The organism is Donghicola eburneus (assembly GCF_900115865.1).
Lineage (GTDB): Bacteria > Pseudomonadota > Alphaproteobacteria > Rhodobacterales > Rhodobacteraceae > Donghicola > Donghicola eburneus.
On the sequence record NZ_FOXY01000004.1, the window covers coordinates 350,319 to 372,614 of the forward strand.

Here is a 22,296-nt window from a genome sequence, read left to right on the forward strand (position 1 = left end):
GAATCACCCTTGGCCCCTTGCGGGCTGTGAAAGAGACAGTTAGGCCGCAGGTATGGAAACGTTTCTCGCCAAATATCATCTGGGACAGGTTGTCCGTCACCGCAAGCATCCTTTTCGCGGTGTTATCTTTGACGTGGACCCCGAATTCTCGAACACCGAAGAGTGGTACGAGGCGATCCCAGAGGACAGTCGCCCCGAGCGCGATCAGCCTTACTACCATCTCTTTGCCGAGAACGAGACCACCTATTACGTGGCCTATGTGTCCGAACAGAACCTCATGATGGACACCTCGGGCGAGCCTGTGGACCATCCCGATATCGCAGAGATGTTCGGTCCGTATTCCGACGGCTTCTACCCGCTCGAAGTGCAACTGAATTAAAAGCCCCGCCAGATGGGCGAGGCTTTGATCGGTTAGTAGCCAAGAGCGCATCCGTCTTTGCGCGGGTCCGAGCCGGCTTCTAGCAAACCATCCTCTCGCAAAATGATCGCCTGTCCGCCGCCCAAGGGCGTCTCGGGCACAACGACATTATGGCCGCGCTGTGCTAGATCGGCTCTTACCTCTTCTGAATACCCGCGTTCGATCTGCATGGTTTGCCCGTCCGCGAAACTGCGTGGTGCGTCTAATGCTTCTTGGACGTCCAAGCCAAAGTCATGAAGGTTCGTGATCAGGCGCGTATGTCCGTTCGGTTGATAGGCCCCGCCCATGACGCCAAAGGGCATCAGAACCTTGCCATTGCGGCGGAGCATTCCAGGAATAATGGTGTGCAGCGGGCGCTTACCTGGCGCAAGTTCGTTCGGGTGGCCTTCTTCCAGCGTGAAACCCGCACCACGGTTCTGGAGCAAAATTCCGAATTTATCGCTCGCGAGTCCCGAGCCGAAGCCGTGAAAAATCGAGTAGATCAAGGACACCGCCATCCGGTCTTTGTCCACGACAGTGATGTAGATCGTGTCTTTATGGATCGCTTCGGCGCTAGGGGCGGGCATGGGCAGAGCTTGATCCATCTGGATCAGGGCCCCCAATTTATCCGCCGTCTCCATCGAAAGCATGTGGTCCAGTCGCGCGCAGTGGTCAGGGTCCGCGATCACGCGGTTGCGGGTATCGTAGGCCAGTTTCGCGGCTTCGGCTTCGACGTGGGCGCGATCTGCGCTGAGCAGGCCCATCGACGGCAGATCGAACTTGGACAGGATGTTCAGCATCAGCATTGCGGTCGCGCCATGGCCGTTTGGCGGATGCTCTAGTAGCTCGATTCCTTGGTACGCGCTGCTTATCGGCGTGGTGTAATTTGCCTCGGCGTTGGCAAAATCATCCAGCGTGTGGCATCCACCGGCGGCACGCAGAGTGTTGACCATATCCTCGGCGACTTCGCCTGTGTAGAAGCCGTCGCGACCCTGTTGTGTGACCTTGCGCAGGACTTCTGCCTGACCGGGTGCGCGGAAGATTTGGCCAGCGCGCGGGGGCTCTCCGTTGATCAAATAGTGGCGCCGACCCGATTCGCTGAGGCGCGGCGCATCCTTGGCGAGGTCGAACGCAACGCGCGGCGCGATCGGAATCCCTTCGTCCGCATAGCGAATGGCGGGGGCCAGAACATCGCCAAGCGTCATGCGGCCCCAGTCTGCATTCAGCCGGCAAAAGGCGTCCATTGCGGTAGGAATTGTAACCGGATCTGCGCCTTCGGTGGGGACCGTGCTAAGCCCCCTCTCGCGAAGGGCGGCGGCACTTGTACCTGCCGGGGCGCGGCCCGATCCGTTGAGCGCTAGCACATCTTCGGAGCCAGAGGGTTTAAAGAGGACAAAGCAGTCGCCGCCGATGCCGGTCATCTGCGGCTCGGCAATGCCGAGCAGAACCGCTGCCGAGAGCGCAGCGTCCATCGCATTACCGCCAGCTTGCAGCGTGCTGACGGCAGTTTGAGCCGCGATCGGATGCGATGTTGCGCACATCCCGTTCGTGGCGATCACCATGGACCGGCCGGGTTGATGAAAATCGCGCATGATACCTCCCTGATATTGGGGCAAGAGTACCTTGCGTGATCCAGAAGCCAAGCTGTCCGAGCCTAGATTTCCACCTGTTGGAAAACCATGGTCAGTTCGTTGGCACCTTGGACCCGTTCGTAGTGCAGACCGTCGCAACAGGCGTGGATCAGGCTCCAGCCCCAGCCGCCCTCGGGGAGGGTTTCCGGTGCGGGCATCGATCCAACGGGAACGGCGCCGTCTGGCATGGCGACACCGCGGTCGGACAACGCGATCGAGACGCCCTCGGGCAGCAATTCCAGGTCCAGCCGGATACGGCCGGTGGGATTGTCCGCGTAGGCATGCTCGACGATGTTGTTCATCGCTTCTGCCACGGCCAGTTCGACCCGCGGGTCAGGCGGTACGGCCCAATCCGCAAGCCGCCCCGTCAACTCTTCCAGCGTGTGGCGCACGGCGAGTGCTGTGGCCTCGCAACTGAACTGCGCGCTATGCCTAGATCCCATTGGGAGCCACCGCCGTATCCAGAGCCTCGTGAATGACAAAGACCTTATCCATACGGGTCAAGCGCAGAACGCGCGCGACGTCCGACTGTAGATCGGCCAGATCCAGTCGAATGCCCGATGGCATCTGCTTCATCGATGCAACGATCGCCCCTAGCCCGCTCGAGTCGATAAATTTGACGTTTCGCAGGTCCAAAACGGCCCGATAGTCCAAGTCGTGGGTCAATTCGCGCATTTGATCCTTGAACTGGATGGCTGCTGCGGAATCGATCCGACCCGCCGCCACGTGAATCACGCGCAGACCGGGGTAATCAGTATGAGTCAGGTCCAATGTCCCCTCCATGAGTGGTTCCTCGGTCACGCTACGGGCGGTTCGTTAATCAATTCAGAACCGGCGGCAGGGCTTTTCCAAACGATTTGAGGCAAATGCACCACGAGCAAGGCGCCCGACGCGATGGCTGGCGATTCTTGCCAAATCGCGATATCGGGTCCGGATATTAGAGATCACAGTCAAATCCGCGTGCCATCACACGGCGCGCGACGGATCGGAGGCCCAATGCGCGCAGATTACGAGACTCTGACAAAGACTATCGCTGCCCTCACCAGCGGCGAAACCGACGAGGTTGCGCTGATGGCGACTCTTGCCTGCGAGTTGCATCATGCAGATGACCGTTTTGACTGGACGGGGTTTTACCGCGTTACAGAGCCGGAACTGATGAAAATCGGGCCGTACCAAGGCGGCCACGGATGTCTGGTGATTCCATTCTCGCGCGGTGTATGCGGTGCGGCGGCACGGACTCAGCAAACCCAACTGGTCGCGGATGTCGAAGCATTCCCCGGACATATCGCGTGTTCGACCAGCACGCGGTCAGAGATTGTTCTGCCGGTCTTCAATAAGGCTGGCGACGTGATAGGCGTACTGGATATCGACAGCAATCAGCCAGATGCTTTTGATCAGCAGGACGCTGACCAACTGGCAGCGATCCTTGCCGCGACTTTCGGGCATCTGTGATGAGTGACGCCTACAATCCGCCTTCTGAACCGCTCGAGATTCTGCACGAAGACGCGCATATCATCCTGGTAAACAAACCAAGCGGCCTGCTGTCCGTGCCCGGAAAGGGTGAGCATCTGGCAGACTGTCTGATCAGCCGCTTGCAGGCGGTCTTTCCGACGGCGCTACTGGTGCATCGGTTGGATCGAGATACCTCGGGTGTGATGGTCTTTGCTCAGACGCCCGCAGCGCAACGGCACTTGGGTCTGCAATTCGAGAAGCGGATGACCAAGAAAACCTACGTTGCCCGCGTTTATGGCGATGTCGAGGGCGATGAAGGCACTGTCGACCTGCCGCTGATTGTGGATTGGCCGAACCGCCCCAAGCAGATGGTGGACCACGAGAACGGCAAACCAGCGGTCACGGAATGGAAGGTAACGAAGCGCGGCGACAACGAAACCCGTATGCGGTTGATGCCAAAAACTGGCCGAAGTCACCAGTTGCGCGTGCATATGCTGGCGCTCGGGCATCCGATCTTGGGGGATCCCTTCTATGCTGACGGGGAGGCGCTGGCATTTCCGCGTCTGATGCTCCACTCCGAGGAGCTCAAGCTGAAGCACCCCGAAGACGGACGCGGGCTGAAATTCCGCGCCAAAGCACCATTCTAGGCGTTACGATCCGCGCAGTTGTCGGTCCGTCAGATTTAGGCGTTCATTGACGATTGGGCGCAGCGTTTCGGCCAAGGCTGAGTCCTGCTCCATCACCATCTGAAGCTCTTCGGCGCGGTTCATGGCGACCAGTTGCAGGATGTCGCTGCGGATAGATCCATCCATGCCTCGCGGCAGTCGCATGACGGCCTGCAGATGCTCAACCCGCTTCTCAGGGATGAAGCTGCGGACAATGGACTGATCCAGATCGGTTTCAACAAAGCCATAAAGACCGACGCCGCGTGCGGGCAGAGCAAAGGTCGCGAAGGCGACGTCTTGTACGCGCGGATGGGACATCAGCTCTTCGCGCAGGGCGGGGCCCTCTTTGGCGACACGGTTTTCGGTGCCCTCGCCATCGGACCAGTTCATCAGTTTGCGGGTCACGAAGTTATAGAGCGGCTTGGCTGTCGCCATCCAGATGCGTGACGGCAGCGCGCGGCGCTCTAGCATCTTCTTCTCGGCAGGGGTCAGAAGGGATTTCGCGTATTTCCGTTTCTGCTTCAGCAGGTGGCGTAGATCCTCGTAGGCCATAATTCGGTGCAATCGCCCACGGTTGTTATGAACAGCAGCTAGCTGGAAATCGATGACACTGGCGCGGCCATCGGGGGTCATCAACCAGTTCTGCGGCTTTGCAAGATCGTTATGGCTCACACCCCGCTTGCGCATCTCGCGCAGCAGACGCTTGGCATCCTTGTACCATGCGGCGTCTTTGGGTTTGGCGAGCTGAAGGGGGGTGCCGTGGCTCCATGTCCGCAGAATGCCCTCGCGGTCCACACGGATCAGTTGGGGGGTGCCCTCAATGCCAGCGACCGCTTTCAGCCCACGGATTTCCTTGCGGGCCAGCGCCCATCCGATCCAGCGGGACCAAAGCGGCAAAGAGCCAAGGCGGCGCATGACTAGCTTTTCATTGGGATCGTCCGCGGCATAGCCAGAGACAGTTTCCGAGAAGGGGTCACGCTTGTGTACAGTTTCCTGCACAAACTGGGTATCGGCGGGCAAAGTTTTCATGCCCGCCTGAGTATTCTGCCTGCGCGGATCGCGCAACATCCGTTAGTCGGCGTAGGCGGTAATCACCTTCACTTCGCAGAAATCTTCCAGACCGTAGTGGCCACCCTCGCGCCCATTGCCCGACGCTTTGACGCCGCCAAAGGGCGCGCCCTTGGCGAGGCCCTGACCATTGGTCTGGATCATGCCCGCGTGCAGACGGCGCGCGACGCGCATCCGCTTGGCGTTGTCTTGGCTTTGGACGTAGTGGGTCAGGCCATAAGGTGAGTCGTTCGCGATCTCGGTCGCTTCCTCTTCGGTGTCAAAGGGGATAATCGACAGCACTGGGCCAAAGATTTCGGTCTGCGCGATTGTCATGTCGTTGGTCACGTCCGCGAAAACGGTGGGACGCACGAAATACCCACGGTTTAGACCGGCGGGACGGCCTGTGCCACCAGCGGCCAGACGGGCGCCTTCGTCGATGCCCTTTTGTATCAGGTCCTGAATTTTGCCGTACTGTAGATCACTCACGACGGGCCCGATGTGGGTGCCGTGCTCGTGCGCCGACGCGACGCCACGGGTTTCAGCGGCCTTCACCGCATCCTCGACCGCCTGATCATAGCGCGAGCGTTCCACCAGCATACGGGTCGGCGCGTTGCACGACTGGCCCGAATTGTTGAAACAGTGCATCGCGCCGCGAGTCACGGCGTTCTCGTCCGCATCTGCAAAGACGATGTTCGCGCCCTTGCCACCGAGTTCGAGGCTCACGCGCTTCAGCGTGTCGGCGGCGGCTTTGCTGATCGCAATGCCTGCGCGGGTCGAGCCGGTGAAGCTGATCATTGCGACGTCGGGGTGGGTCGACAACTGGGTGCCAACACCGGGGCCATCGCCGTTCACGAGGTTAAAGACGCCAGCGGGAACACCCGCCTCATGCAGCATTTCAGCGAACAGAACTCCAGAGAGAGGCGCGATTTCCGAAGGCTTCAGAACCATTGTGCAGCCGACCGCTAGCGCGGGGATCACTTTGAGGCAGATCTGGTTCATCGGCCAGTTCCAGGGGGTGATCAGACCGACCACACCGATGGGGTCCAGCACGTGCATCTCGGTGTCCGTATAGCGGCGTTCAAACTCAAACTTTTCCAACGCCTCAAGGAAGCCTTCGGTGTGCCACGTGCCTGCGCCGACCTGCTCTTCGAGTGCCCAATCCAGCGGCGCGCCCATCTCGGTTGTTATGGCGTCTGCCATTTCCTGAGCACGTGCGTTGTAAATTTCGAGGAATTTTTTGATCACTTTAACGCGCTCGGCAAGCGGCAGTGCCGACCATGCAGGGAAGGCACCCTTGGCAGCGGCGACCGCAGCGTCTGTATCCGACTGACTTCCCAACGAGATAACGGCTGCAACCTCTTCCGTCGAAGGGTCGATCACGTCGAAATCATTGGCCTGAACCGGAGACACCCACTGACCGTCGATATAGAATTCGCGTTTTTTGATCATAATTTTTCTCCTTAGAGTTGGCGGCAATGTGTCACTCATGACCGGTTCTGGCAAGAGAGGGGGTGACGCCGCGCAGGTAAATTCCTACGTATGGGGCCAACAGAAATTTCCATGACCTAAGGAGGGTATTTCCATGGGCCTGCGCATTAATGATATTGTGCCTAACCTGACGCTGACAACCGATCAGGGCGAGTTCTCGTTCCACGACTGGATTGGAGATTCGTGGGCGATCCTGTTCTCGCACCCCAAAGACTTTACCCCCGTCTGCACTACTGAATTCGGCGCTGTTTCGCAGCTGGCCGACGAGTGGGAAAAGCGCGGCGTCAAAGTGATCGGCCTGTCGGTCGATGGCGTCGAAGAGCACAAGGCGTGGAAAGGCGACATCGAGACTTGGTCGGGCGCCAAGGCTGGCTTCCCGATTATCGCGGACAGCGACCTAGAGGTGTCCAAAGCGTTCGACATGCTGCCCGCAGATGCGTACCTGCCCGATGGCCGTACCCCTGCCGACAGCGCCACCGTGCGTTCGGTATTCATCATCAGCCCTGACAAGAAGCTGCAGCTGTCGATGACCTATCCGATGTCCGTGGGTCGCAACTTTGCCGAAGTTTTGCGTGCCGTTGATGCTCTGCAGAAGACTTGGGGCGCGCCTCTGGCGACCCCCGCGAACTGGACCGAGGGTCAGGACGTGATCATCGCGCTGTCGCTGAATGACGAGCAAGCGAAAGAGAAGTTTGGCGAGTTCGAACAGAAGCTGCCCTACATCCGGACCACCAAAGTCTGATTACAGCTGGCGGAAATTCAAAGGGGCCTCGCAGCGATGCGGGGCCTTTTTTGTGGACCCCGAAAGAAAAAGGCCCCGCAAAAGCGGAGCCTTCAAATCTCGGGGGAAAGAACCGATTAGTCGGCTTTTTCTTCCTTGGCGATCTCTTCACCAGTTTCCTGATCAACGTCGCGCATCGCCAGACGGACTTTGCCGCGATCGTCGAAGCCAAGCAGTTTGACCCAGACTTCCTGACCCTCTTTCACAACGTCCGAAGGATGGTTCACACGGCGTGCTTCCAGCTGGCTGACGTGCACGAGGCCGTCACGCTTGCCGAAGAAGTTCACGAAGGCGCCGAAATCGACGATCTTCACGACTTTGCCTTTGTAAATCTTGCCAACTTCGGGCTCTGCCACGATCGAGTAGATCATGTCGTAGGCCTTTTGGATGGCTTCACCGTTCGACGATGCGATCTTGATGATGCCGTCGTCGTTGATGTCGACCTTCGCGCCCGAGGTTTCCACGATTTCGCGGATGACCTTGCCGCCCGAACCGATCACTTCACGGATCTTGTCGGTGGGAATCTGCATGGTTTCGATACGCGGTGCGTGGACCGAGAATTCGCCAGCCGAAGTCAGTGCTTTGGACATCTCACCTAGAATGTGCATGCGGCCGTCTTTGGCCTGAGCCAGAGCCTGCTTCATGATCTCGGCGGTGATGCCTGCAACCTTGATGTCCATCTGCAGCGAGGTGATGCCGTTTTCGGTACCTGCAACTTTGAAGTCCATGTCGCCAAGGTGGTCTTCGTCACCCAGAATGTCGGTCAGAACCGCAAAGCGGCCGTCTTCTTCCAGGATCAGACCCATCGCGACGCCAGCAACCGGAGCGGTCAGCGGAACGCCTGCGTCCATCATCGACAGCGAGCCACCACAGACCGACGCCATCGAGGACGAGCCATTCGATTCGGTGATCTCAGATACAACGCGGATGGTGTAGGGGAAGTCGGTTGCCGCGGGCAGAACCGCCTGCAGCGCGCGCCATGCCAGTTTGCCGTGGCCGATTTCGCGGCGGCCGGGCGAACCAACGCGGCCTACTTCACCAACCGAGTAGGGAGGGAAGTTGTAGTGCAGCAGGAAGTTCGAGCGCGAGTTGCCGTGCAGGGCGTCGATGATCTGCTCGTCGTCGCCGGTGCCCAGAGTGGTCACAACCAGACCCTGAGTTTCGCCGCGGGTGAACAGAGCCGAACCGTGGGTACGGGGCAGGATGCCAACTTCGGACGAGATCGCGCGAACGTCGGTGTTCGAACGGCCGTCGATACGTGCGCCGCCATTGATGACGTCGCCGCGCAGGATCGAGCTTTCCAGTTTCTTGAACGCCGAACCCAGGTTGCTGTCTTCCAGCTCTTCCTCGGTCAGGGTTGCTTTCACAGCGTCACGTGCCGCAGCTACTGCGTTGACGCGCTCTTGCTTGTCCTTGATCGCGAAGGCTGCGCGCATCTGGTCTTCGCCAGCGGCTTTGACCTTGGCGTACAGTTCGCTGTAGTCGGGCGCGACGAAGTTGAAGGGCTCTTTCGCGCACTCTTCAGCCAGGCTGATGATTAGATCAACAACAGGCTTGATTGCGTCGTGGCCGAACTGAACGGCACCCAGCATTTCTTCTTCGGTCAGCTCGTAAGCTTCGGATTCCACCATCATCACGGCGTCTTTGGTGCCGGCGATGACCAGGTCCAGACGCTGCTCCGGGTTCGAACGCAGATGATCCATATCCTCGACCGAGGGGTTCAGGACGTATTCGCCATTCGAGAAGCCAACGCGTGCGCCAGCGATCGGACCCATGAAGGGAACGCCCGAAATGGTCAAAGCAGCCGAAGCAGCGATCATCGCAACGACGTCGGGGTCGTTCACCAGATCGTGGCTCAGCACGGTGCACATCACCAGAACTTCGTGCTTGAAGCCCGAGACGAACAGCGGGCGGATCGGACGGTCGATCAGACGCGCGGTCAGGGTCTCTTTTTCCGAGGGACGCGCTTCGCGCTTGAAAAAGCCACCGGGGATCTTACCGGCTGCGTAGTATTTTTCCTGATAGTGGACGGTCAGGGGAAAGAAGTCCTGACCCGGCTTTGCCTCTTTGGCAAAGGTCACGTTCGCCATAACCGAGGTCTCACCCAAGGTGGCGATCACGGTACCGTCTGCCTGGCGGGCAACCTTACCGGTTTCCAGCGTGAGGGTCTCTTCGCCCCACTGCATAGATTTTTTGAATTCGTTGAACATCAGCGTATCCTAGCTGGGAGCTCTTCCAAGCCCTCTTGGGGCTCCCGTTTGCATGGCGGCCCCATTGCCGCCGACCTCAATCATCATTCACTTTCACAGTGCGGAGGTCTGCGCACCACGTCTCAGATTGCGCCGCCTTACACGAATTCGGTCTTTGGGGAAAGAGATCGTTTGAACACCCCTGCGTCAGCAAACTTGGGTGCACCTCGCGTTTGTTGCTATCTGCATCTTTCCTGAGCGGTAAATCGTGGAAAGTCCGCAACAATCATAAAAATATCCAAATGGTCAGGAAAACTGACGACTCCTGTAAATAAATCTGTGTATATATAACGCAGGCTTACAGAGTAGTGATAATAAGAGTAAAATAATTATGGGTCAGAGTGCGTTTCAGCCAATTGCTGCAACTCAGAATATTGCGGCTATCTCCTATCCCCCTGCAGTCGTTCAGCTAGCGTTTTTGGATGGTGAAATCCTGCCTGTTTCGTCTTATGCGGACGAAGTATTTTCGGAAGACGCCTGTTTTGCCCTGAAAAACTTGGAAAAAGTATCCGCAGAGATTCTCCATGAAATTCAGGAACGTATGTGGCAGGCAGCATGCGAGAGACTAGAAGCATCGCTCTCTCAATTCGCAACACTTCAGGATCTTTGCGATAGTGAGGCGCTGATGAATCGTAAGTTTTTCGGGCAGCGCGCGCCGACCGGCCCGGCTAACGTGATGAATGCCGTGAGGATGAAGGAAGTTCAGATCGTGCGTGCGTCGAATGCAGACGGCGAATCGCGCCTGATGGTCGGCGTTTTCGGAGAGTGTGCGTGGGATACCGAGTTCGGTGTGGCCATCCTTTTCGACGCAGATGGCACTTTGATTGCTGCTGGCGGCGCATAGTCTGCGTGCCATCAAAGTTGTAGGAAGCGCGCCATTTGGCGCGCTTTTTTGTTTCAGACCGAGACGAGGTCGAGAACTTGCTGACGTGTCGTGTTGGTCTTGCGCTCTGATAGAATGACTTCGCCGCGGCGCAGGGCCACGAACTGATCGGCCAGATCCCAAGCAAAGTCGAAATACTGTTCGACCAGTACAATCGCCATCTGGCCTTGGGTGCGCAGATGTTTGATGACTTCGCCGATGTGCTGGATGATGTTGGGCTGAATACCCTCGGTTGGTTCGTCCAACAGCAGGAGCTTCGGCTTGGTGATCAGCGCTCGGGCGATGGCTAGCTGCTGTTGCTGACCGCCTGACAGGTCACCGCCACGACGGGCCGTCATCTTTTGCAGCACAGGGAACAGCTCGTAGATTTCGTCGGGGACGAAGTGCTCTTCCTTGGGCAGGCAGGCAAAACCGGTTTCCAGATTTTCCTTTACCGTGAGCAAGGGAAAGATGTCGCGACCCTGAGGGACAATCGCGACGCCCTTTTGTGCCAAGGCATGGGCGGGCAGGACCGACAAGTCCTCTCCATCCACAGACACAGTGCCACCAGAGCGCGGATGCGTGCCAGAGATCGCTTTGATCAGGCTTGTTTTGCCGACACCGTTCGGACCCATGACGCAGGTGATTTCGCCAGTCTGGGCCGTCATCGAAATGCCATTCAGGATTTTGCTGTGCCCGTAGTGCAGGGTCAGATCATTCACATTCAGCATCGTTTAGCGCCCCAGATATACGTCGATGACTTCTTGGTTCGAGGTCACGTGGTCCAAGCTGCCCTCGGCCAGAACCGAGCCTTCGTGCAGCACGGTGACCTTGCAGTTCAGGCGGCGGATGAATTCCATATCGTGCTCGACCACGACAACCGCGCGGGTTTTGGCAGCTTCGACCAACAGATTGGTGGTGTGTTCCCGCTCTGCCGGTGTCATGCCCGCAGCCGGTTCGTCCACCAGCAAAAGTTGCGGGTCTTGGGCCAACAGCATCCCGATTTCGAGCCACTGCTTTTGTCCGTGGCTGAGTTCGCCGGACGGGCGCGAGAATTCACTCAGCAAGCCAATTTCGTCGGCCAGCTGCTCTAGTCGCGCGTTGTCCGCACCGGGGCGGTACTTCAGTACGTCCCAGACAGAGCGGCCGCGTTTGAGGGCCATCATCAGATTGTCGCGGACGCTTTGGTCTTCGAACACTGTGGGTTTTTGGAATTTTCGGCAGACGCCTTCTTGGGCGATCTTGGCTTCGGACATCCCAAGCAAGGAGATCGAGCGATCCCCCCAGATCACGCGGCCCTCGTCGGGCTTGGTTTTGCCGGTGATGATGTCCATGAACGTGGTTTTACCCGCGCCGTTGGGGCCGATCACCGCCCGCAGTTCGGCCTTGCCGATCTGGAAGGACAGATTGTTGATCGCCTTGAACCCGTCAAAACTGACCGAGACGCCGGAGACTTCGAGAAGGGTGCTCATTTCTGCACCTCCTTGCGTTTCAGCAGGTCAAACAGACCGCCGATTCCCTTGGGGGCGTAAAGCGTGACCAGCACAAAGCTGACACCCAGCAGGACCTGCCACCAGTCCACCCAAGAGATGGTGTAGAACCCAAGCGGGATGTCGGGGGCCTGACCACCAGTGAACCAAGTGGACAGCAGGCTGACGAACGCCGCGCCAATCACCGCGCCGTACAGACGACCACGGCCACCAATCGCGACCCAAACGGCCAAATAGATCGAGGCTATTGGCATAATCTCGGCAGGGTTAATGATGCCGGCTTGAGGGTAATACAGGGCGCCAGCCACAGCGGCCACAATCGCGGTCACGGTGAACAGGAACAGCTTGTAATGCTCGACCTCATAGCCAAGGAACCGCACGCGCTGTTCGTTGTCGCGGATGCCTTTGACGACCATGCCAAACTTGCCCGACAGCATCATGGTAAAGAACACGTAGCCAAAGCCAAGCGCCGCCGCAGAGGCCCAGAGGAACCACATCGAAATCTCGGACTGGGGGGCGGTGACGTGGGGCAGGTTCTGCAGGCCCGACAGGCCGTTGTTGCCGCGCAGTCCGCTGTCATTTTGGAACAGATACAGCGCCAGCGCCAAAGTCATCGCCTGAGTCAGGATCGACAGGTAAACACCGGTGACGCGGCTGCGGAACGCCAACCAGCCAAAGATCAGCGCCAGAATACCGGGGACGGCCACGACGAGGATCAGTTGCAGGGTCAGGCTGTGCGCAAAGCTCCAGATCAGCGGGAAGTCAGAGCTGCCGACCACGCCGAAAATCTGCGTGGCGATGGCGTCGCTGATCTCTGTCTCGGTCGGCGGAATGGTCTGGTTTTCAAGGCTGCGCAGGACGACCTCTTTGGTGCGTTCGTACATCAGCCACATGCCGATCATGTAGCCGCCAAGGCCAAAGAAGGCGAAGTGCCCGAGGCTCAGGATGCCCGCATAGCCCCAGATCACGTCCATCGCGATGGCCACGAGGCACAGGCACAGGGTCTTGCCCAATGTTTTCACAAAGCTGGTCGAGACAAGGCCAGAGCCGTACGCTTCGGAGAAGACCGTAATTGCCAGCGTGAACAGGGCAAGCAGGGCCAGAAAGACCAGCATGGTCGGGTGGTTTTTGAGGAAAGACTTACCCATCGGATCAATCTCCTGCGGCGCGGCCCTTGAGGGCAACGATCCCTCGGGGGCGGAACTGGATGAAGATAATGATAAAGATGATCATGAAGGTCTGAGCCGCCAAAGTGTTGGACGGGTTCAGCCATTCGATCCCCTTTTGCAGTGTGCCGATCATGGCCGCACCAGCTAGGGTGCCCCAGATGTTGCCGACGCCGCCAACCACAACGGTCATGAAGCTTTGAACGATGTAGTCGTTGCCGAGCTCCGAGGTCACTTTGGCGAATAGGCCAATCGCGACGCCTGCAATACCTGCGATGCCAGAGCCGAGGCCGAAGGTCAGCATGTTCACCTTGTCAGGGTTAATGCCCATGGACGACGCCATACGCGGGTTTTGCGTGACGGCGCGGGTTTCGAGGCCCAAGCGGGTCTTCTTCATGATGAAGAGGAACAGGAACAGGAAGCACAGAGCCAAGACGAAAATCGCGATGCGGATATAGCTGATGGATACCACATCGTTCAGCACCCACGCGCCATCCAGCCAACCGGGGGCGGTCAGGGGACGGGCTTGGGTGCCAAAGATGTTCTTGGCCAACTGCTGCAGCGCGATCGAGATGCCGAAGGTCGCCAGCAGGGTTTCCAAGGGGCGGTGATAGAGCTTGCGGATGACCAGACGCTCCATCGCGACACCGGCGGCAAAGGTGATCACGAATGCCAGCGGCAGCGCCACGACCAGCGACAGGGTGTGGTTCGGGATGACCTGTTGAACCACGTAGCCTGTGTAGGCGCCCATCATGATGAATTCGCCATGGGCCATGTTGATCACGCCCATCACACCAAAGGTGATGGCCAGACCGATCGCGGCAAGGAAGTAGATCGACGCCAGTGATAACGCGTCCAGCCCAAGGTCCGCGGCTTGGTTCAGGCCGACGTTCAGATCGATGGCCTTGAGTGCCGATTGAGCGGCTTTGGTCACATCGCCGTTGGGCTCGTTGTAGGCGTCGTAGATAACATGGGTGCGCAGTTTCTCGTCCACCTCTTCGGCAGAAACGAAGGGGGGCACGGTGCCTGCGGCAGCCAGAGCGCGATAGGCTTCGTCGCGGGCTTCAGGTGTATCGAGATCCGCAACGGGTACGCCGCCGACCTGACCATCCACGATGTTCGCGGCAAGGATATCTTTGATCGCAGCGGGGGTCAGGCGCTTCGTTGCATAGCCAGCCTCGACCAGCGCGGCATAGGCCTCATCGCGCGAGATATCTTCGCCAAGGCGCATGACGTGGGCCACATTTTCGCCTGCAGGGATCACGTCGCTGACCTTGCGGGTCGTCGCGAGCAAGGGGTTCAGTGCCGCACGCACTTCGAGGTTCAGATCGCCTGAAACGCCTTCGATCGCTTCGATCTGGGCTTGGGGCGTGTCGGCAAAGGCGATCGACAACAGCTTGACCAGACGCTCTTTGCGGGCGCGAATGGCGCGGTTCTCTTCGCCCTCGATCGAGGCTTGGAGCGGCGCAAGATGACTTTCTTCGGGGCGGCGTGCGATGGACTCCAGTGCCTCAAGGCGGCGAGTCTCGTTCGGGTCGGACAGCTGAAACTGGACCAGTGCGCTAGAAATCAGACGGCGGACGCCCGCGTTGGGCTTCAACTGATCAGCGGCGGATTTGTCTGTCTCGGGCAGCTCTTCGCCAGTGTCCACGTCGATCAGCGTCAGGGCGTCGCCGCTGGTGGTGCCGATATAGAACAGGCCATCTTCGGTGCGCTGCCAAAGGTTCTTGGCTTCCCAAGCCTGCAACATACGCTGGGCCTGATCCAGGCCACTGGCTGCGATATCGTCAATCGCCGGAGAGATGGTTTTGCGAGAAGGTTTTTCGATCAGCGCGCGGTGCTCTTGCAGGATGTCTTGCAAAGGCCCCTCGGCATGACCGACCGAGGCCCAAGCCAGCACGGCAAGGCACGCAAAGAACAGTCGTTTCATGGAAAAAGCCGCCGGTTTTTGAGGAGGGCGTAAGGGGTCAGAGGGGGCACGTGGCCCCCTCTGGATCGTTCGATCAGATTAGTAGTTCGATTCGATCTGAACGCAGGTTTGGGTCTCGGTGTTGTACATACCGCAGCCCAGATCTTTCCAATCCGACTCCAGAACAGCCGAAGCGGGCAGGAAGTCGGTCCATGCGTCGCCAGCAACCGGCTCGGTCTGGCTGATGATGTCGAACTGACCGTCTGCGCGGATTTCGCCGATCAGAACAGGCTTCGCGAGGTGGTGGTTGGTGCCCATGACTGCGGTGCCGCCAGTCAGGTTCGGGAACTCTTGGCCCCACATTGCTTCGCGCACGGCGTCAACGTCGGTGGTGCCAGCGTCGGTCACAGCGTTCACCCACATGTTGAAGCCGATGTAGTGTGCTTCCATGGGGTCGTTGGTGACGCGTGCTTCGTCGCCGATAAAGGCGTGCCACTGCTTGATGAACTCTGCGTTGGCTTCGGTTTCTGCCGACATGAAGTAGTTCCATGCTGCCAGGTGACCCACGAGGTTCGAAGTGTCGAGGCCCGACAGTTCTTCTTCGCCAACCGAGAATGCAACGACGGGGATGTCGTCAGCCGAAATGCCCGCTGCTGCCAGTTCTTTGTAGAAGCCGATGTTCGCATCGCCGTTGATGGTCGAGATCACGCCAACCTGCTTGCCGTCTGCACCCAGTGCGACAACGTCGGAAACGATCTTGGACCAGTCCGAGTGACCGAAGGGTGTGTAGTTGACGAAGATGTCTTCGGCCGCGATGCCCTTACCTTCGAGATAGGACTCGAGGATGTTGTTTGTGGTGCGGGGGTAGACATAGTCGGTGCCGAGCAGAGCGAACTTCTCTACACCCAGTTCGTCGAGGAAGTAGTCAACCGCAGGGATCGCCTGCTGGTTCGGAGCCGCACCGGTGTAGAACACGTTCTTCGAGGACTCTTCGCCTTCGTACTGAACGGGGTAGAACAGCAGGCCGTTCAATTCTTCGATGACGGGCAGAACCGATTTACGCGACACCGAGGTCCAGTTGCCAAAGATGACGTCAACTTCGTGCACGGTCAGCAGCTCGCGCGCTTTTTCAGCGAACAGGGGCCAGTCGGACGCAGGGTCAACGACGACCGCTTCGAGTTCACAACCCAAGACGCCGCCTTTTTCGTTCTGAGCTGCCACCAGCATTTCCATGGTGTCTTTCAGAGTGGTCTCCGAAATGGCCATGGTGCCCGAGAGCGAGTGCAGAACGCCAACCTTGATCGGGCCGTCCGCGGGGCAATCCTGTGCCAGAGCGGGCGAAGCGATGGTGCTGGCCAGAAGTACAGTACGCAGGGCGGTTTTGATGTTCATCATACCTTTTCTCCAGCAGAGCACGGCTGACGGCCTTGTTTGATGTGGCCGGTTCCCTTAGCGATGCCCTGCAACTTGAGTTGCACTAAGTGTGGCGGTTGTTTGATTGCAGTCGTTCGGCCGCCACACACCCTTGTGAGAAGTCTCACCTGTTGGTGTCGGAATTGGTTGCCGCTTGGTCGCTTGATTGAAAGTGCTGGTTCCCAACTTCGTGAGGGAACGCGGTTATTTGATTAATTAGTGTGCGATTATGTTGTTGATTGCCCATTTGTTAATCTAAAATAATGAGACCCATGCTGATTTGACGTGCACATCTGGCATCTTGTCGGTCAAACTGCCTATCCAGAGAGCAAGTTTTTTACCGGAAGAAAAAAGATCACCTGTCTCGACACCATATCCAATACGCAGCCTCGATCGCACGGGACGTTGCAGATTACCTCCAAGGCATTGGGGCGCGGGGCTTCTTCTTTGGGAACCTTGCGTCAGCAGGGCTCTGCCAAGTTTCTATCGGTCTCGCGCCGTGATGCTGTCGAAGGCGTCGTCATTAATACGTCGGGTGGGATCACGGGCGGGGATACGCTGCGGATCGACGCGCACGCAGGTGCCGATTCGACGCTGCGACTCACCACGCAAGCGGCAGAGCGAATCTATCGCAGCAGTGACCAGACCGCTGGGTCCGTGACCACGCGCTTGTGTGCAGAGCCTGGATCCAGGCTGGATTGGCTGCCGCAAGAGACCATTCTGTTCGACAATGCTTATCTGCGCCGAAGTCTAGAGGCCTCGATCACCAGCGACAGTCGCTTCCTCATGGTAGAGCCCGTTTTGTTCGGTCGTCTCGCGATGGGTGAGACGGTGCAGCAGGCGCAACTGTCCGACCGCATCACCATCACCAGAGACGATAAAGTGCTGTTCCGTGATGCAACTCTGTTGCGCGGGGACATCGCGAGCCAGCTTGACCGGCCCGGTGTTGGAAATGGCGCTCGCGCGATGGCCTTTGTCCTGTACGCTGCCCCTGATGCCGAAGCTTACCTTGACCGGATTCGTGATCTGCTGCCCAACACTGCTGGTGCCTCTTTGGTCGCCGAGGGGGCGCTCGTGATGCGCTTTCTGGCCGCCGACGGTTTTGGCCTGCGCCAATCGCTTTTGCCTGTTCTCGATTTACTGACGGGTAACGATCTTCCACGTTCATGGAGACTATAGAATGAACCTCACGCCTCGCGAAAAAGACAAGCTGCTGGTGGCTATGGCCGCCGAGGTCGCGCGCAAGCGTCTGTCCCGCGGTGTTAAACTGAATCACCCCGAAGCGATTGCCCTGATCACCGACGCGGTTGTCGAAGGCGCGCGCGATGGCCGCTCGGTCGCAGATTTGATGCAAGCCGGTGCCGAAGTCATCACCCGCGAGCAGTGCATGGATGGGATCGCCGAAATGATCCACGAAGTGCAGGTAGAGGCCACCTTTCCTGACGGGACCAAGCTGGTCACCGTCCACAACCCTATTCGCTAACTTCCCGATCAGAGGACATTTATCATGAAACGTTTTGTTGCTCCCTTGGCCGTTCTTCTGACCGCGACTGCTGCTCAGGCTCACAACGATGGCATCCACATGCATCCCCACGGCACCGAAAACTGGCTGCCCGTTGCGGTCGCGTTGGGCATCATCGCGCTGGCTGCGGTTGCATGGAAGGCGCGCCAATGATCCCCGGAGAACTTTTTCCCGCCGAAGGGGACCTGACCCTGAACGCGGATCGCGAGGCGATCACCCTGATGGTTGCAAACACAGGTGACCGCCCCGTTCAGGTCGGCAGCCACTACCACTTTGCGGAAACCAATCCTGCGCTCGACTTTGACCGCGCCGCTGCGCGCGGCATGCGTCTGGACATCGCCGCAGGGACCGCCGTCCGTTTCGAGCCGGGCCAGCGCCGCGAAGTGCAACTGATCCCAGTGGGCGGTGCCCGCAAAATTTATGGCTTCAATCAGCAGATCATGGGCGAGCTTGAATGAACAACCCCTTCCCGGACCCGTTCAAATTATTCAGTGCACAGATGTATGTCACTGCCATGGCCATTGAGGCCTCTGCCGTGATCGGAATGCGAATGCTGGGTATGTCGGGTCTGTGGGCGGTGCCAAACAGCGAAAACAGCCGCATGATCAGCGAAAAACAAGTCGCTTTTGCCAAGTCCAGCCAAAAGGCGTTTATCGCCGCCATGAGCGGAAAAACTGCTGACGTCGTGATGATGGAAGCCGCGAAGCCTTTGCGCCGCCGGACCTCTGCCAACCACAAACGCCTGACCCGCCTCGGTCCGAAGACTTTCTAGGAGTTTCCTATGCCCGCAACGATTAAACGCTCCGATTACGCAGCGATGTTCGGCCCGACCACGGGCGATCGTCTGCGCCTAGCCGACACTGATCTGATCATCGAGGTCGAGCGCGACCTGACCGCCGAAGCCGTTGGTGCCGCCCGCACCGGTGGCGATGGCCCCAACGCTGCGATCTACGGCGAAGAGGTGAAGTTCGGCGGAGGCAAAGTCATCCGTGACGGTATGGGCCAAGCCCAGACTACGCGCGCTGACGGTGCCGTTGATACCGTGGTCACCAATGCGCTCATTGTAGACTGGACTGGCATTTACAAAGCGGATGTTGGCCTCAAGGATGGGCGGATTCACAAGATCGGCAAGGCGGGTAACCCTGACACCCAACCTGGCGTCAACATCATCGTTGGCCCCGGCACCGAGGTCATCGCGGGCGAAGGTCGCATCCTGACCGCAGGCGGGTTCGACAGCCACATCCATTATATCTGCCCCCAGCAGATCGAGGACGCCCTGCATTCCGGCCTGACCACTATGCTTGGCGGCGGCACTGGCCCCGCGCACGGCACGCTGGCAACCACCTGTACCCCCGGCCCTTGGCATATTGGCCGGATGCTGCAATCGGCGGATGCCTTCCCGATGAACCTTGCCTTCGCGGGCAAGGGTAACGCGTCGCTCCCTGCGGCTCTTGAAGAACAGATCAAGGCGGGTGCTTGCGCCTTGAAGCTGCACGAGGACTGGGGCACCACCCCCGGCGCGATCGATTGCTGCCTTGGCGTGGCCGATGCGATGGACGTTCAGGTGATGATCCACACGGACACCCTGAACGAATCCGGCTTTGTTGAGCATACCGTTAAAGCCATGAAGGGTCGCACCATCCACGCCTTCCACACCGAAGGTGCGGGCGGTGGTCACGCCCCCGACATCATCAAAATCTGCGGCGAAGAGCATGTTCTGCCCTCGTCCACCAACCCGACCCGCCCCTTCACGGTGAACACGCTCGAGGAACACCTCGACATGCTCATGGTCTGTCATCACCTTGATAAATCGATCCCCGAAGACATCGCCTTTGCCGAAAGCCGCATCCGCCGCGAAACCATCGCCGCCGAGGACATCCTGCACGACATGGGCGCGTTCTCGATCATCGCGTCGGACAGTCAGGCTATGGGGCGCGTCGGCGAGGTGCTGATTCGCACATGGCAGACCGCCGACAAGATGAAGAAGCAGCGTGGTCGCCTGCCCGAAGAAACCGGCGACAACGACAACTTCCGTGTCCGCCGCTACATCGCCAAGTACACTATCAATCCTGCGATTGCGCATGGCATCGGCCACCAGATCGGCAGCATCGAAGAAGGCAAGCGCGCCGACCTCGTGCTGTGGAACCCCGCATTCTTTGGCGTGAAGCCCGAGATGGTCTTGATCGGTGGCAGTATTGCGATGGCCCAGATGGGCGATCCCAACGCCTCAATCCCGACGCCGCAGCCGGTCTATTCGCGCCCGATGTTCGGCGCCTATGGCCGTGCGGTCGAGAACTCGGCGGTTATCTTCGTGTCCGAGGCCGCCCAAGCGGACGACATCGGCAAGAAGCTGGGGATATTCAAGCAGACCGTCGCGGTGCAAAACACCCGCGGCATCGGAAAGAGCGATCTGAAGCTGAACACCGCCCTGCCCAAGGTCGAGGTGAACCCCGAAACCTATGAAGTCCGCGCAGACGGCGAATTGCTGACCTGTCAGCCCGCCGAGTCCCTGCCGATGGCCCAACGTTACTTCCTGTTCTAAGACTATGATCGTCGCAAATACCTACCATAACCACACCCACGGCACTCCGGCTGCCCGCATTTCCCTGACTTACGAGGCGCGCTTCCTGCGCCGCCGCGTGCTGGTCACGGACGACGGGCTCGAATTCCTGCTGGACCTCGAACAGACCACCTCTTTGGATCATGGCGGTGCCCTGATCCTTGAGGACGGTCGCGAGATCGAAATCGTTGCTGCTCCTGAAACCCTGCTGCAAGTGCGCGGGGAGCATCTGGTGCGGTTGGCATGGCACATCGGCAACCGCCACACGCCCTGCCAGATCGAAGAGGATCGCCTGCTGATCCAGCCCGACCACGTGATCCAAGATATGCTGGGGAAACTGGGGGCCGATGTGGCCGAAGTCACCGAGCCCTTCACCCCCGAAGGTGGGGCCTATGGTCACGGACGCACCCATTCCCATGCGCACTGACGCCACGATCCTGCTGGCCCAATGGCTCTCGCCTGCCTTTCCGGTGGGCGCGTTCGCCTATTCCAGCGGGCTCGAGTCGGCTGTGGCGGGTGGCCTGACCGTCGATGGATTGCAGGACTGGCTGGCGGATTTTCTGGTCCACGGCACGGGACGGTCGGACGCGATCCTGATCCGCGCCGCTGCCGAAACCGACAATGCCGCCGAGGTGGACGAGGTCGCCCGCGCGTTTTGCGCCAGTCGGGAGCGGTTGCTGGAGACCGAATCCATCGGCCGTGCGTTTTGCCTGCAGTTGGCGAATGTTTGGAATTTGCCCGTAGCAAACCTGAGCTACCCGGTTGCCTTGGGGCAGGGGCTGCGGGCGCTGGACTTGCCGGTCGATCTGGCGATCCAGATGTACCTGCACGCTTATGTCTCTAATATGATCGCGGCGGCGCAACGCTTGATGCCGCTGGGGCACACGAATGGCCAGCGCATCCTGACGGACCTGACGCCGCTCTGCGCAGAAGTTGCCGAAGAAACCAAAGGGTTGGGGTGCGATGACATCACCAGCCAATGCTTTGCCGCCGACATCGCGGCCATGCAGCACGAAGTACTAAGTCCAAGGATTTTCCGCACATGAGCAAACGGAATGGCCCGCTGCGGGTCGGGATCGGGGGTCCTGTCGGCGCCGGCAAGACCAGCCTGACCGCCGCCCTGTCCAAGCGCCTCAAAGACACGCATTCGATCGGAGTGATCACCAACGACATCTACACCCAAGAGGATGCCGAGGCCTTGATGCGCATGCAGATCCTGCCGCAGGACCGCATCATCGGCGTGGAAACGGGCGGCTGCCCGCACACGGCGATCCGCGAGGATGCGTCGATCAACCTTGCCGCTGTTGCCGAAATGCAGGAACGCCATCCCGACGTGGAAATCGTTCTGATCGAGAGCGGTGGCGATAACCTGTCGGCGACTTTCAGCCCCGAACTGGCGGACGTGACCATCTATGTAATCGATGTCGCCGCGGGCGAGGAAATTCCGCGCAAAGGTGGCCCCGCCATCACGCGCTCGGACATTCTGGTGATTAACAAGACGGATCTGGCCCCCCATGTGGGCGCATCGCTCGAGGTCATGGACCGAGACGCCACCCGCGTCCGTAAAGGCCTGCCCTTTGTCTTCGCGTCTGTCCGCAAGGAAGAGGGTGTGGATCAGGTCGTGGAGCTGCTGTCGAAAATTGGCGGGTTTTGAAAAACGA

At 59.1% G+C, this 22,296-nt stretch carries 25 protein-coding genes; 14 read left to right on the plus strand and 11 right to left on the minus strand.

The features are described from left to right. Nucleotides 1–52 precede the first annotated feature (52 nt). Nucleotides 53–379, plus strand: coding sequence for a heat shock protein HspQ (gene hspQ / locus BM225_RS09310; protein WP_072709262.1), 327 nt, complete (start codon nt 53–55; stop codon nt 377–379). 32 nt (nt 380–411) lie between these two features. On the opposite strand, the gene BM225_RS09315 is transcribed toward hspQ, so the two are convergent. The 3 genes from BM225_RS09315 to BM225_RS09325 form a co-directional block, all read right to left on the minus strand. Continuing rightward, complete coding sequence (locus BM225_RS09315; RefSeq protein ID WP_072709264.1) at nt 412–1,989, minus strand: gamma-glutamyltransferase family protein; 1,578 nt, start codon at nt 1,987–1,989, stop codon at nt 412–414. A 62-nt stretch (nt 1,990–2,051) separates the two neighbouring features. Then, nucleotides 2,052–2,471 carry an ATP-binding protein gene (locus BM225_RS09320; RefSeq protein WP_072709266.1) on the minus strand — a complete coding sequence of 140 codons (420 nt, stop codon included), beginning with the start codon at nt 2,469–2,471 and terminating at the stop codon, nt 2,052–2,054. Further along, nucleotides 2,461–2,811, minus strand: coding sequence for an STAS domain-containing protein (locus BM225_RS09325; protein ID WP_092464200.1), 351 nt, complete (start codon nt 2,809–2,811; stop codon nt 2,461–2,463). The genes BM225_RS09320 and BM225_RS09325 overlap by 11 nt, the downstream gene beginning before the upstream one ends. Nucleotides 2,812–3,024: 213 nt before the next feature. On the opposite strand from BM225_RS09325, the gene BM225_RS09330 reads away from it, so the two are divergent. Both BM225_RS09330 and BM225_RS09335 read left to right on the plus strand, forming a co-directional pair. Beyond that, nucleotides 3,025–3,480, plus strand: a complete 456-nt coding sequence (locus tag BM225_RS09330) for a GAF domain-containing protein (protein WP_072709268.1) — start codon at nt 3,025–3,027, stop codon at nt 3,478–3,480. Further along, complete coding sequence (locus BM225_RS09335; protein ID WP_072709270.1) at nt 3,480–4,127, plus strand: RluA family pseudouridine synthase; 648 nt, start codon at nt 3,480–3,482, stop codon at nt 4,125–4,127. The genes BM225_RS09330 and BM225_RS09335 overlap by 1 nt, the downstream gene beginning before the upstream one ends. A gap of 3 nt (nt 4,128–4,130) precedes the next feature. On the opposite strand, the gene BM225_RS09340 is transcribed toward BM225_RS09335, so the two are convergent. Together BM225_RS09340 and BM225_RS09345 are read right to left on the minus strand one after the other, a co-directional pair. After that, nucleotides 4,131–5,174, minus strand: a complete 1,044-nt coding sequence (locus tag BM225_RS09340) for a serine/threonine protein kinase (RefSeq protein WP_092464212.1) — start codon at nt 5,172–5,174, stop codon at nt 4,131–4,133. A 42-nt stretch (nt 5,175–5,216) separates the two neighbouring features. Then, nucleotides 5,217–6,644 (minus strand): aldehyde dehydrogenase family protein, encoded by a 1,428-nt coding sequence (locus tag BM225_RS09345; protein ID WP_072709274.1) that lies wholly within the window; start codon nt 6,642–6,644, stop codon nt 5,217–5,219. A 133-nt stretch (nt 6,645–6,777) separates the two neighbouring features. Here BM225_RS09345 and BM225_RS09350 point away from each other — a divergent pair, with 133 nt between their 5' ends. Next, nucleotides 6,778–7,425 (plus strand): peroxiredoxin, encoded by a 648-nt coding sequence (locus BM225_RS09350; protein WP_072709276.1) that lies wholly within the window; start codon nt 6,778–6,780, stop codon nt 7,423–7,425. A gap of 116 nt (nt 7,426–7,541) precedes the next feature. Here the strand turns inward: BM225_RS09350 and pnp are convergent, their stop codons facing one another. Continuing rightward, nucleotides 7,542–9,674, minus strand: coding sequence for a polyribonucleotide nucleotidyltransferase (gene pnp / locus BM225_RS09355; RefSeq protein ID WP_072709278.1), 2,133 nt, complete (start codon nt 9,672–9,674; stop codon nt 7,542–7,544). Nucleotides 9,675–10,044: 370 nt separating this feature from the next. On the opposite strand from pnp, the gene BM225_RS09360 reads away from it, so the two are divergent. Then, entirely contained in the window at nt 10,045–10,557 is a 513-nt protein-coding gene (locus tag BM225_RS09360; protein WP_072709279.1) for a DUF6985 domain-containing protein, read from the plus strand. 53 nt (nt 10,558–10,610) lie between these two features. On the opposite strand, the gene urtE is transcribed toward BM225_RS09360, so the two are convergent. The 5 genes from urtE to urtA all read right to left on the minus strand — a co-directional run bounded on the left by urtE (nt 10,611) and on the right by urtA (nt 16,532). Next, nucleotides 10,611–11,306, minus strand: a complete 696-nt coding sequence (gene urtE / locus BM225_RS09365) for an urea ABC transporter ATP-binding subunit UrtE (protein WP_072709281.1) — start codon at nt 11,304–11,306, stop codon at nt 10,611–10,613. A gap of 3 nt (nt 11,307–11,309) precedes the next feature. Next, entirely contained in the window at nt 11,310–12,047 is a 738-nt protein-coding gene (urtD, locus tag BM225_RS09370; protein WP_072709283.1) for an urea ABC transporter ATP-binding protein UrtD, read from the minus strand. After that, complete coding sequence (gene urtC / locus BM225_RS09375) at nt 12,044–13,213, minus strand: urea ABC transporter permease subunit UrtC (protein WP_072709285.1); 1,170 nt, start codon at nt 13,211–13,213, stop codon at nt 12,044–12,046. Before urtC ends, urtD begins: the two co-directional genes overlap by 4 nt. A 4-nt stretch (nt 13,214–13,217) precedes the next feature. Next, the gene (urtB, locus tag BM225_RS09380; RefSeq protein WP_072709287.1) at nt 13,218–15,161 is read right to left on the minus strand and encodes an urea ABC transporter permease subunit UrtB; all 1,944 of its coding nucleotides are present in this window, start codon (nt 15,159–15,161) and stop codon (nt 13,218–13,220) included. 78 nt (nt 15,162–15,239) lie between these two features. Next, nucleotides 15,240–16,532 carry an urea ABC transporter substrate-binding protein gene (gene urtA / locus BM225_RS09385; protein ID WP_072709452.1) on the minus strand — a complete coding sequence of 431 codons (1,293 nt, stop codon included), beginning with the start codon at nt 16,530–16,532 and terminating at the stop codon, nt 15,240–15,242. Between the two features lie 426 nt (nt 16,533–16,958). Between urtA and BM225_RS09390 the strand changes: the two genes are divergently transcribed. From BM225_RS09390 to ureG, 9 genes are read left to right on the plus strand one after another with little or no spacing between them, the layout of a single operon-like run. Beyond that, the gene (locus BM225_RS09390) at nt 16,959–17,732 is read left to right on the plus strand and encodes an urease accessory protein UreD (RefSeq protein ID WP_245780442.1); all 774 of its coding nucleotides are present in this window, start codon (nt 16,959–16,961) and stop codon (nt 17,730–17,732) included. 1 nt (nt 17,733) lies between these two features. Continuing rightward, nucleotides 17,734–18,036 carry an urease subunit gamma gene (locus tag BM225_RS09395; RefSeq protein WP_072709289.1) on the plus strand — a complete coding sequence of 101 codons (303 nt, stop codon included), beginning with the start codon at nt 17,734–17,736 and terminating at the stop codon, nt 18,034–18,036. Nucleotides 18,037–18,060: 24 nt separating this feature from the next. Next, complete coding sequence (locus BM225_RS21805) at nt 18,061–18,228, plus strand: hypothetical protein (protein ID WP_177218592.1); 168 nt, start codon at nt 18,061–18,063, stop codon at nt 18,226–18,228. Next, complete coding sequence (locus BM225_RS09400) at nt 18,225–18,533, plus strand: urease subunit beta (RefSeq protein WP_072709291.1); 309 nt, start codon at nt 18,225–18,227, stop codon at nt 18,531–18,533. The genes BM225_RS21805 and BM225_RS09400 overlap by 4 nt, the downstream gene beginning before the upstream one ends. Continuing rightward, nucleotides 18,530–18,847 carry a hypothetical protein gene (locus BM225_RS09405; RefSeq protein ID WP_083595769.1) on the plus strand — a complete coding sequence of 106 codons (318 nt, stop codon included), beginning with the start codon at nt 18,530–18,532 and terminating at the stop codon, nt 18,845–18,847. The genes BM225_RS09400 and BM225_RS09405 overlap by 4 nt, the downstream gene beginning before the upstream one ends. Nucleotides 18,848–18,856: 9 nt before the next feature. After that, nucleotides 18,857–20,617 carry an urease subunit alpha gene (gene ureC / locus BM225_RS09410; protein ID WP_072709293.1) on the plus strand — a complete coding sequence of 587 codons (1,761 nt, stop codon included), beginning with the start codon at nt 18,857–18,859 and terminating at the stop codon, nt 20,615–20,617. A gap of 4 nt (nt 20,618–20,621) precedes the next feature. Beyond that, nucleotides 20,622–21,062, plus strand: coding sequence for an urease accessory protein UreE (locus BM225_RS09415; protein ID WP_072709296.1), 441 nt, complete (start codon nt 20,622–20,624; stop codon nt 21,060–21,062). Continuing rightward, nucleotides 21,028–21,681 carry an urease accessory protein UreF gene (locus BM225_RS09420; protein WP_245780443.1) on the plus strand — a complete coding sequence of 218 codons (654 nt, stop codon included), beginning with the start codon at nt 21,028–21,030 and terminating at the stop codon, nt 21,679–21,681. Before BM225_RS09415 ends, BM225_RS09420 begins: the two co-directional genes overlap by 35 nt. After that, nucleotides 21,678–22,289 carry an urease accessory protein UreG gene (gene ureG, locus BM225_RS09425; protein WP_072709300.1) on the plus strand — a complete coding sequence of 204 codons (612 nt, stop codon included), beginning with the start codon at nt 21,678–21,680 and terminating at the stop codon, nt 22,287–22,289. The genes BM225_RS09420 and ureG overlap by 4 nt, the downstream gene beginning before the upstream one ends. Nucleotides 22,290–22,296: the final 7 nt, after the last annotated feature.

Excerpts from the sequence above, each read along its gene's own strand:
- hspQ (WP_072709262.1), top strand. The coding sequence starts at position 53 with ATGGAAACGTTTCTCGCCAAATATCATCTGGGACAGGTTGTCCGTCAC.
- BM225_RS09315 (WP_072709264.1), bottom strand. The coding sequence starts at position 1,989 with ATGCGCGATTTTCATCAACCCGGCCGGTCCATGGTGATCGCCACGAAC.
- BM225_RS09320 (WP_072709266.1), bottom strand. The coding sequence starts at position 2,471 with ATGGGATCTAGGCATAGCGCGCAGTTCAGTTGCGAGGCCACAGCACTC.
- BM225_RS09325 (WP_092464200.1), bottom strand. The coding sequence starts at position 2,811 with ATGGAGGGGACATTGGACCTGACTCATACTGATTACCCCGGTCTGCGC.
- BM225_RS09330 (WP_072709268.1), top strand. The coding sequence starts at position 3,025 with ATGCGCGCAGATTACGAGACTCTGACAAAGACTATCGCTGCCCTCACC.
- BM225_RS09335 (WP_072709270.1), top strand. The coding sequence starts at position 3,480 with ATGAGTGACGCCTACAATCCGCCTTCTGAACCGCTCGAGATTCTGCAC.
- BM225_RS09340 (WP_092464212.1), bottom strand. The coding sequence starts at position 5,174 with ATGAAAACTTTGCCCGCCGATACCCAGTTTGTGCAGGAAACTGTACAC.
- BM225_RS09345 (WP_072709274.1), bottom strand. The coding sequence starts at position 6,644 with ATGATCAAAAAACGCGAATTCTATATCGACGGTCAGTGGGTGTCTCCG.
- BM225_RS09350 (WP_072709276.1), top strand. The coding sequence starts at position 6,778 with ATGGGCCTGCGCATTAATGATATTGTGCCTAACCTGACGCTGACAACC.
- pnp (WP_072709278.1), bottom strand. The coding sequence starts at position 9,674 with ATGTTCAACGAATTCAAAAAATCTATGCAGTGGGGCGAAGAGACCCTC.
- BM225_RS09360 (WP_072709279.1), top strand. The coding sequence starts at position 10,045 with ATGGGTCAGAGTGCGTTTCAGCCAATTGCTGCAACTCAGAATATTGCG.
- urtE (WP_072709281.1), bottom strand. The coding sequence starts at position 11,306 with ATGCTGAATGTGAATGATCTGACCCTGCACTACGGGCACAGCAAAATC.
- urtD (WP_072709283.1), bottom strand. The coding sequence starts at position 12,047 with ATGAGCACCCTTCTCGAAGTCTCCGGCGTCTCGGTCAGTTTTGACGGG.
- urtC (WP_072709285.1), bottom strand. The coding sequence starts at position 13,213 with ATGGGTAAGTCTTTCCTCAAAAACCACCCGACCATGCTGGTCTTTCTG.
- urtB (WP_072709287.1), bottom strand. The coding sequence starts at position 15,161 with ATGAAACGACTGTTCTTTGCGTGCCTTGCCGTGCTGGCTTGGGCCTCG.
- urtA (WP_072709452.1), bottom strand. The coding sequence starts at position 16,532 with ATGAACATCAAAACCGCCCTGCGTACTGTACTTCTGGCCAGCACCATC.
- BM225_RS09395 (WP_072709289.1), top strand. The coding sequence starts at position 17,734 with ATGAACCTCACGCCTCGCGAAAAAGACAAGCTGCTGGTGGCTATGGCC.
- BM225_RS21805 (WP_177218592.1), top strand. The coding sequence starts at position 18,061 with ATGAAACGTTTTGTTGCTCCCTTGGCCGTTCTTCTGACCGCGACTGCT.
- BM225_RS09400 (WP_072709291.1), top strand. The coding sequence starts at position 18,225 with ATGATCCCCGGAGAACTTTTTCCCGCCGAAGGGGACCTGACCCTGAAC.
- BM225_RS09405 (WP_083595769.1), top strand. The coding sequence starts at position 18,530 with ATGAACAACCCCTTCCCGGACCCGTTCAAATTATTCAGTGCACAGATG.
- ureC (WP_072709293.1), top strand. The coding sequence starts at position 18,857 with ATGCCCGCAACGATTAAACGCTCCGATTACGCAGCGATGTTCGGCCCG.
- BM225_RS09415 (WP_072709296.1), top strand. The coding sequence starts at position 20,622 with ATGATCGTCGCAAATACCTACCATAACCACACCCACGGCACTCCGGCT.
- BM225_RS09420 (WP_245780443.1), top strand. The coding sequence starts at position 21,028 with ATGGTCACGGACGCACCCATTCCCATGCGCACTGACGCCACGATCCTG.
- ureG (WP_072709300.1), top strand. The coding sequence starts at position 21,678 with ATGAGCAAACGGAATGGCCCGCTGCGGGTCGGGATCGGGGGTCCTGTC.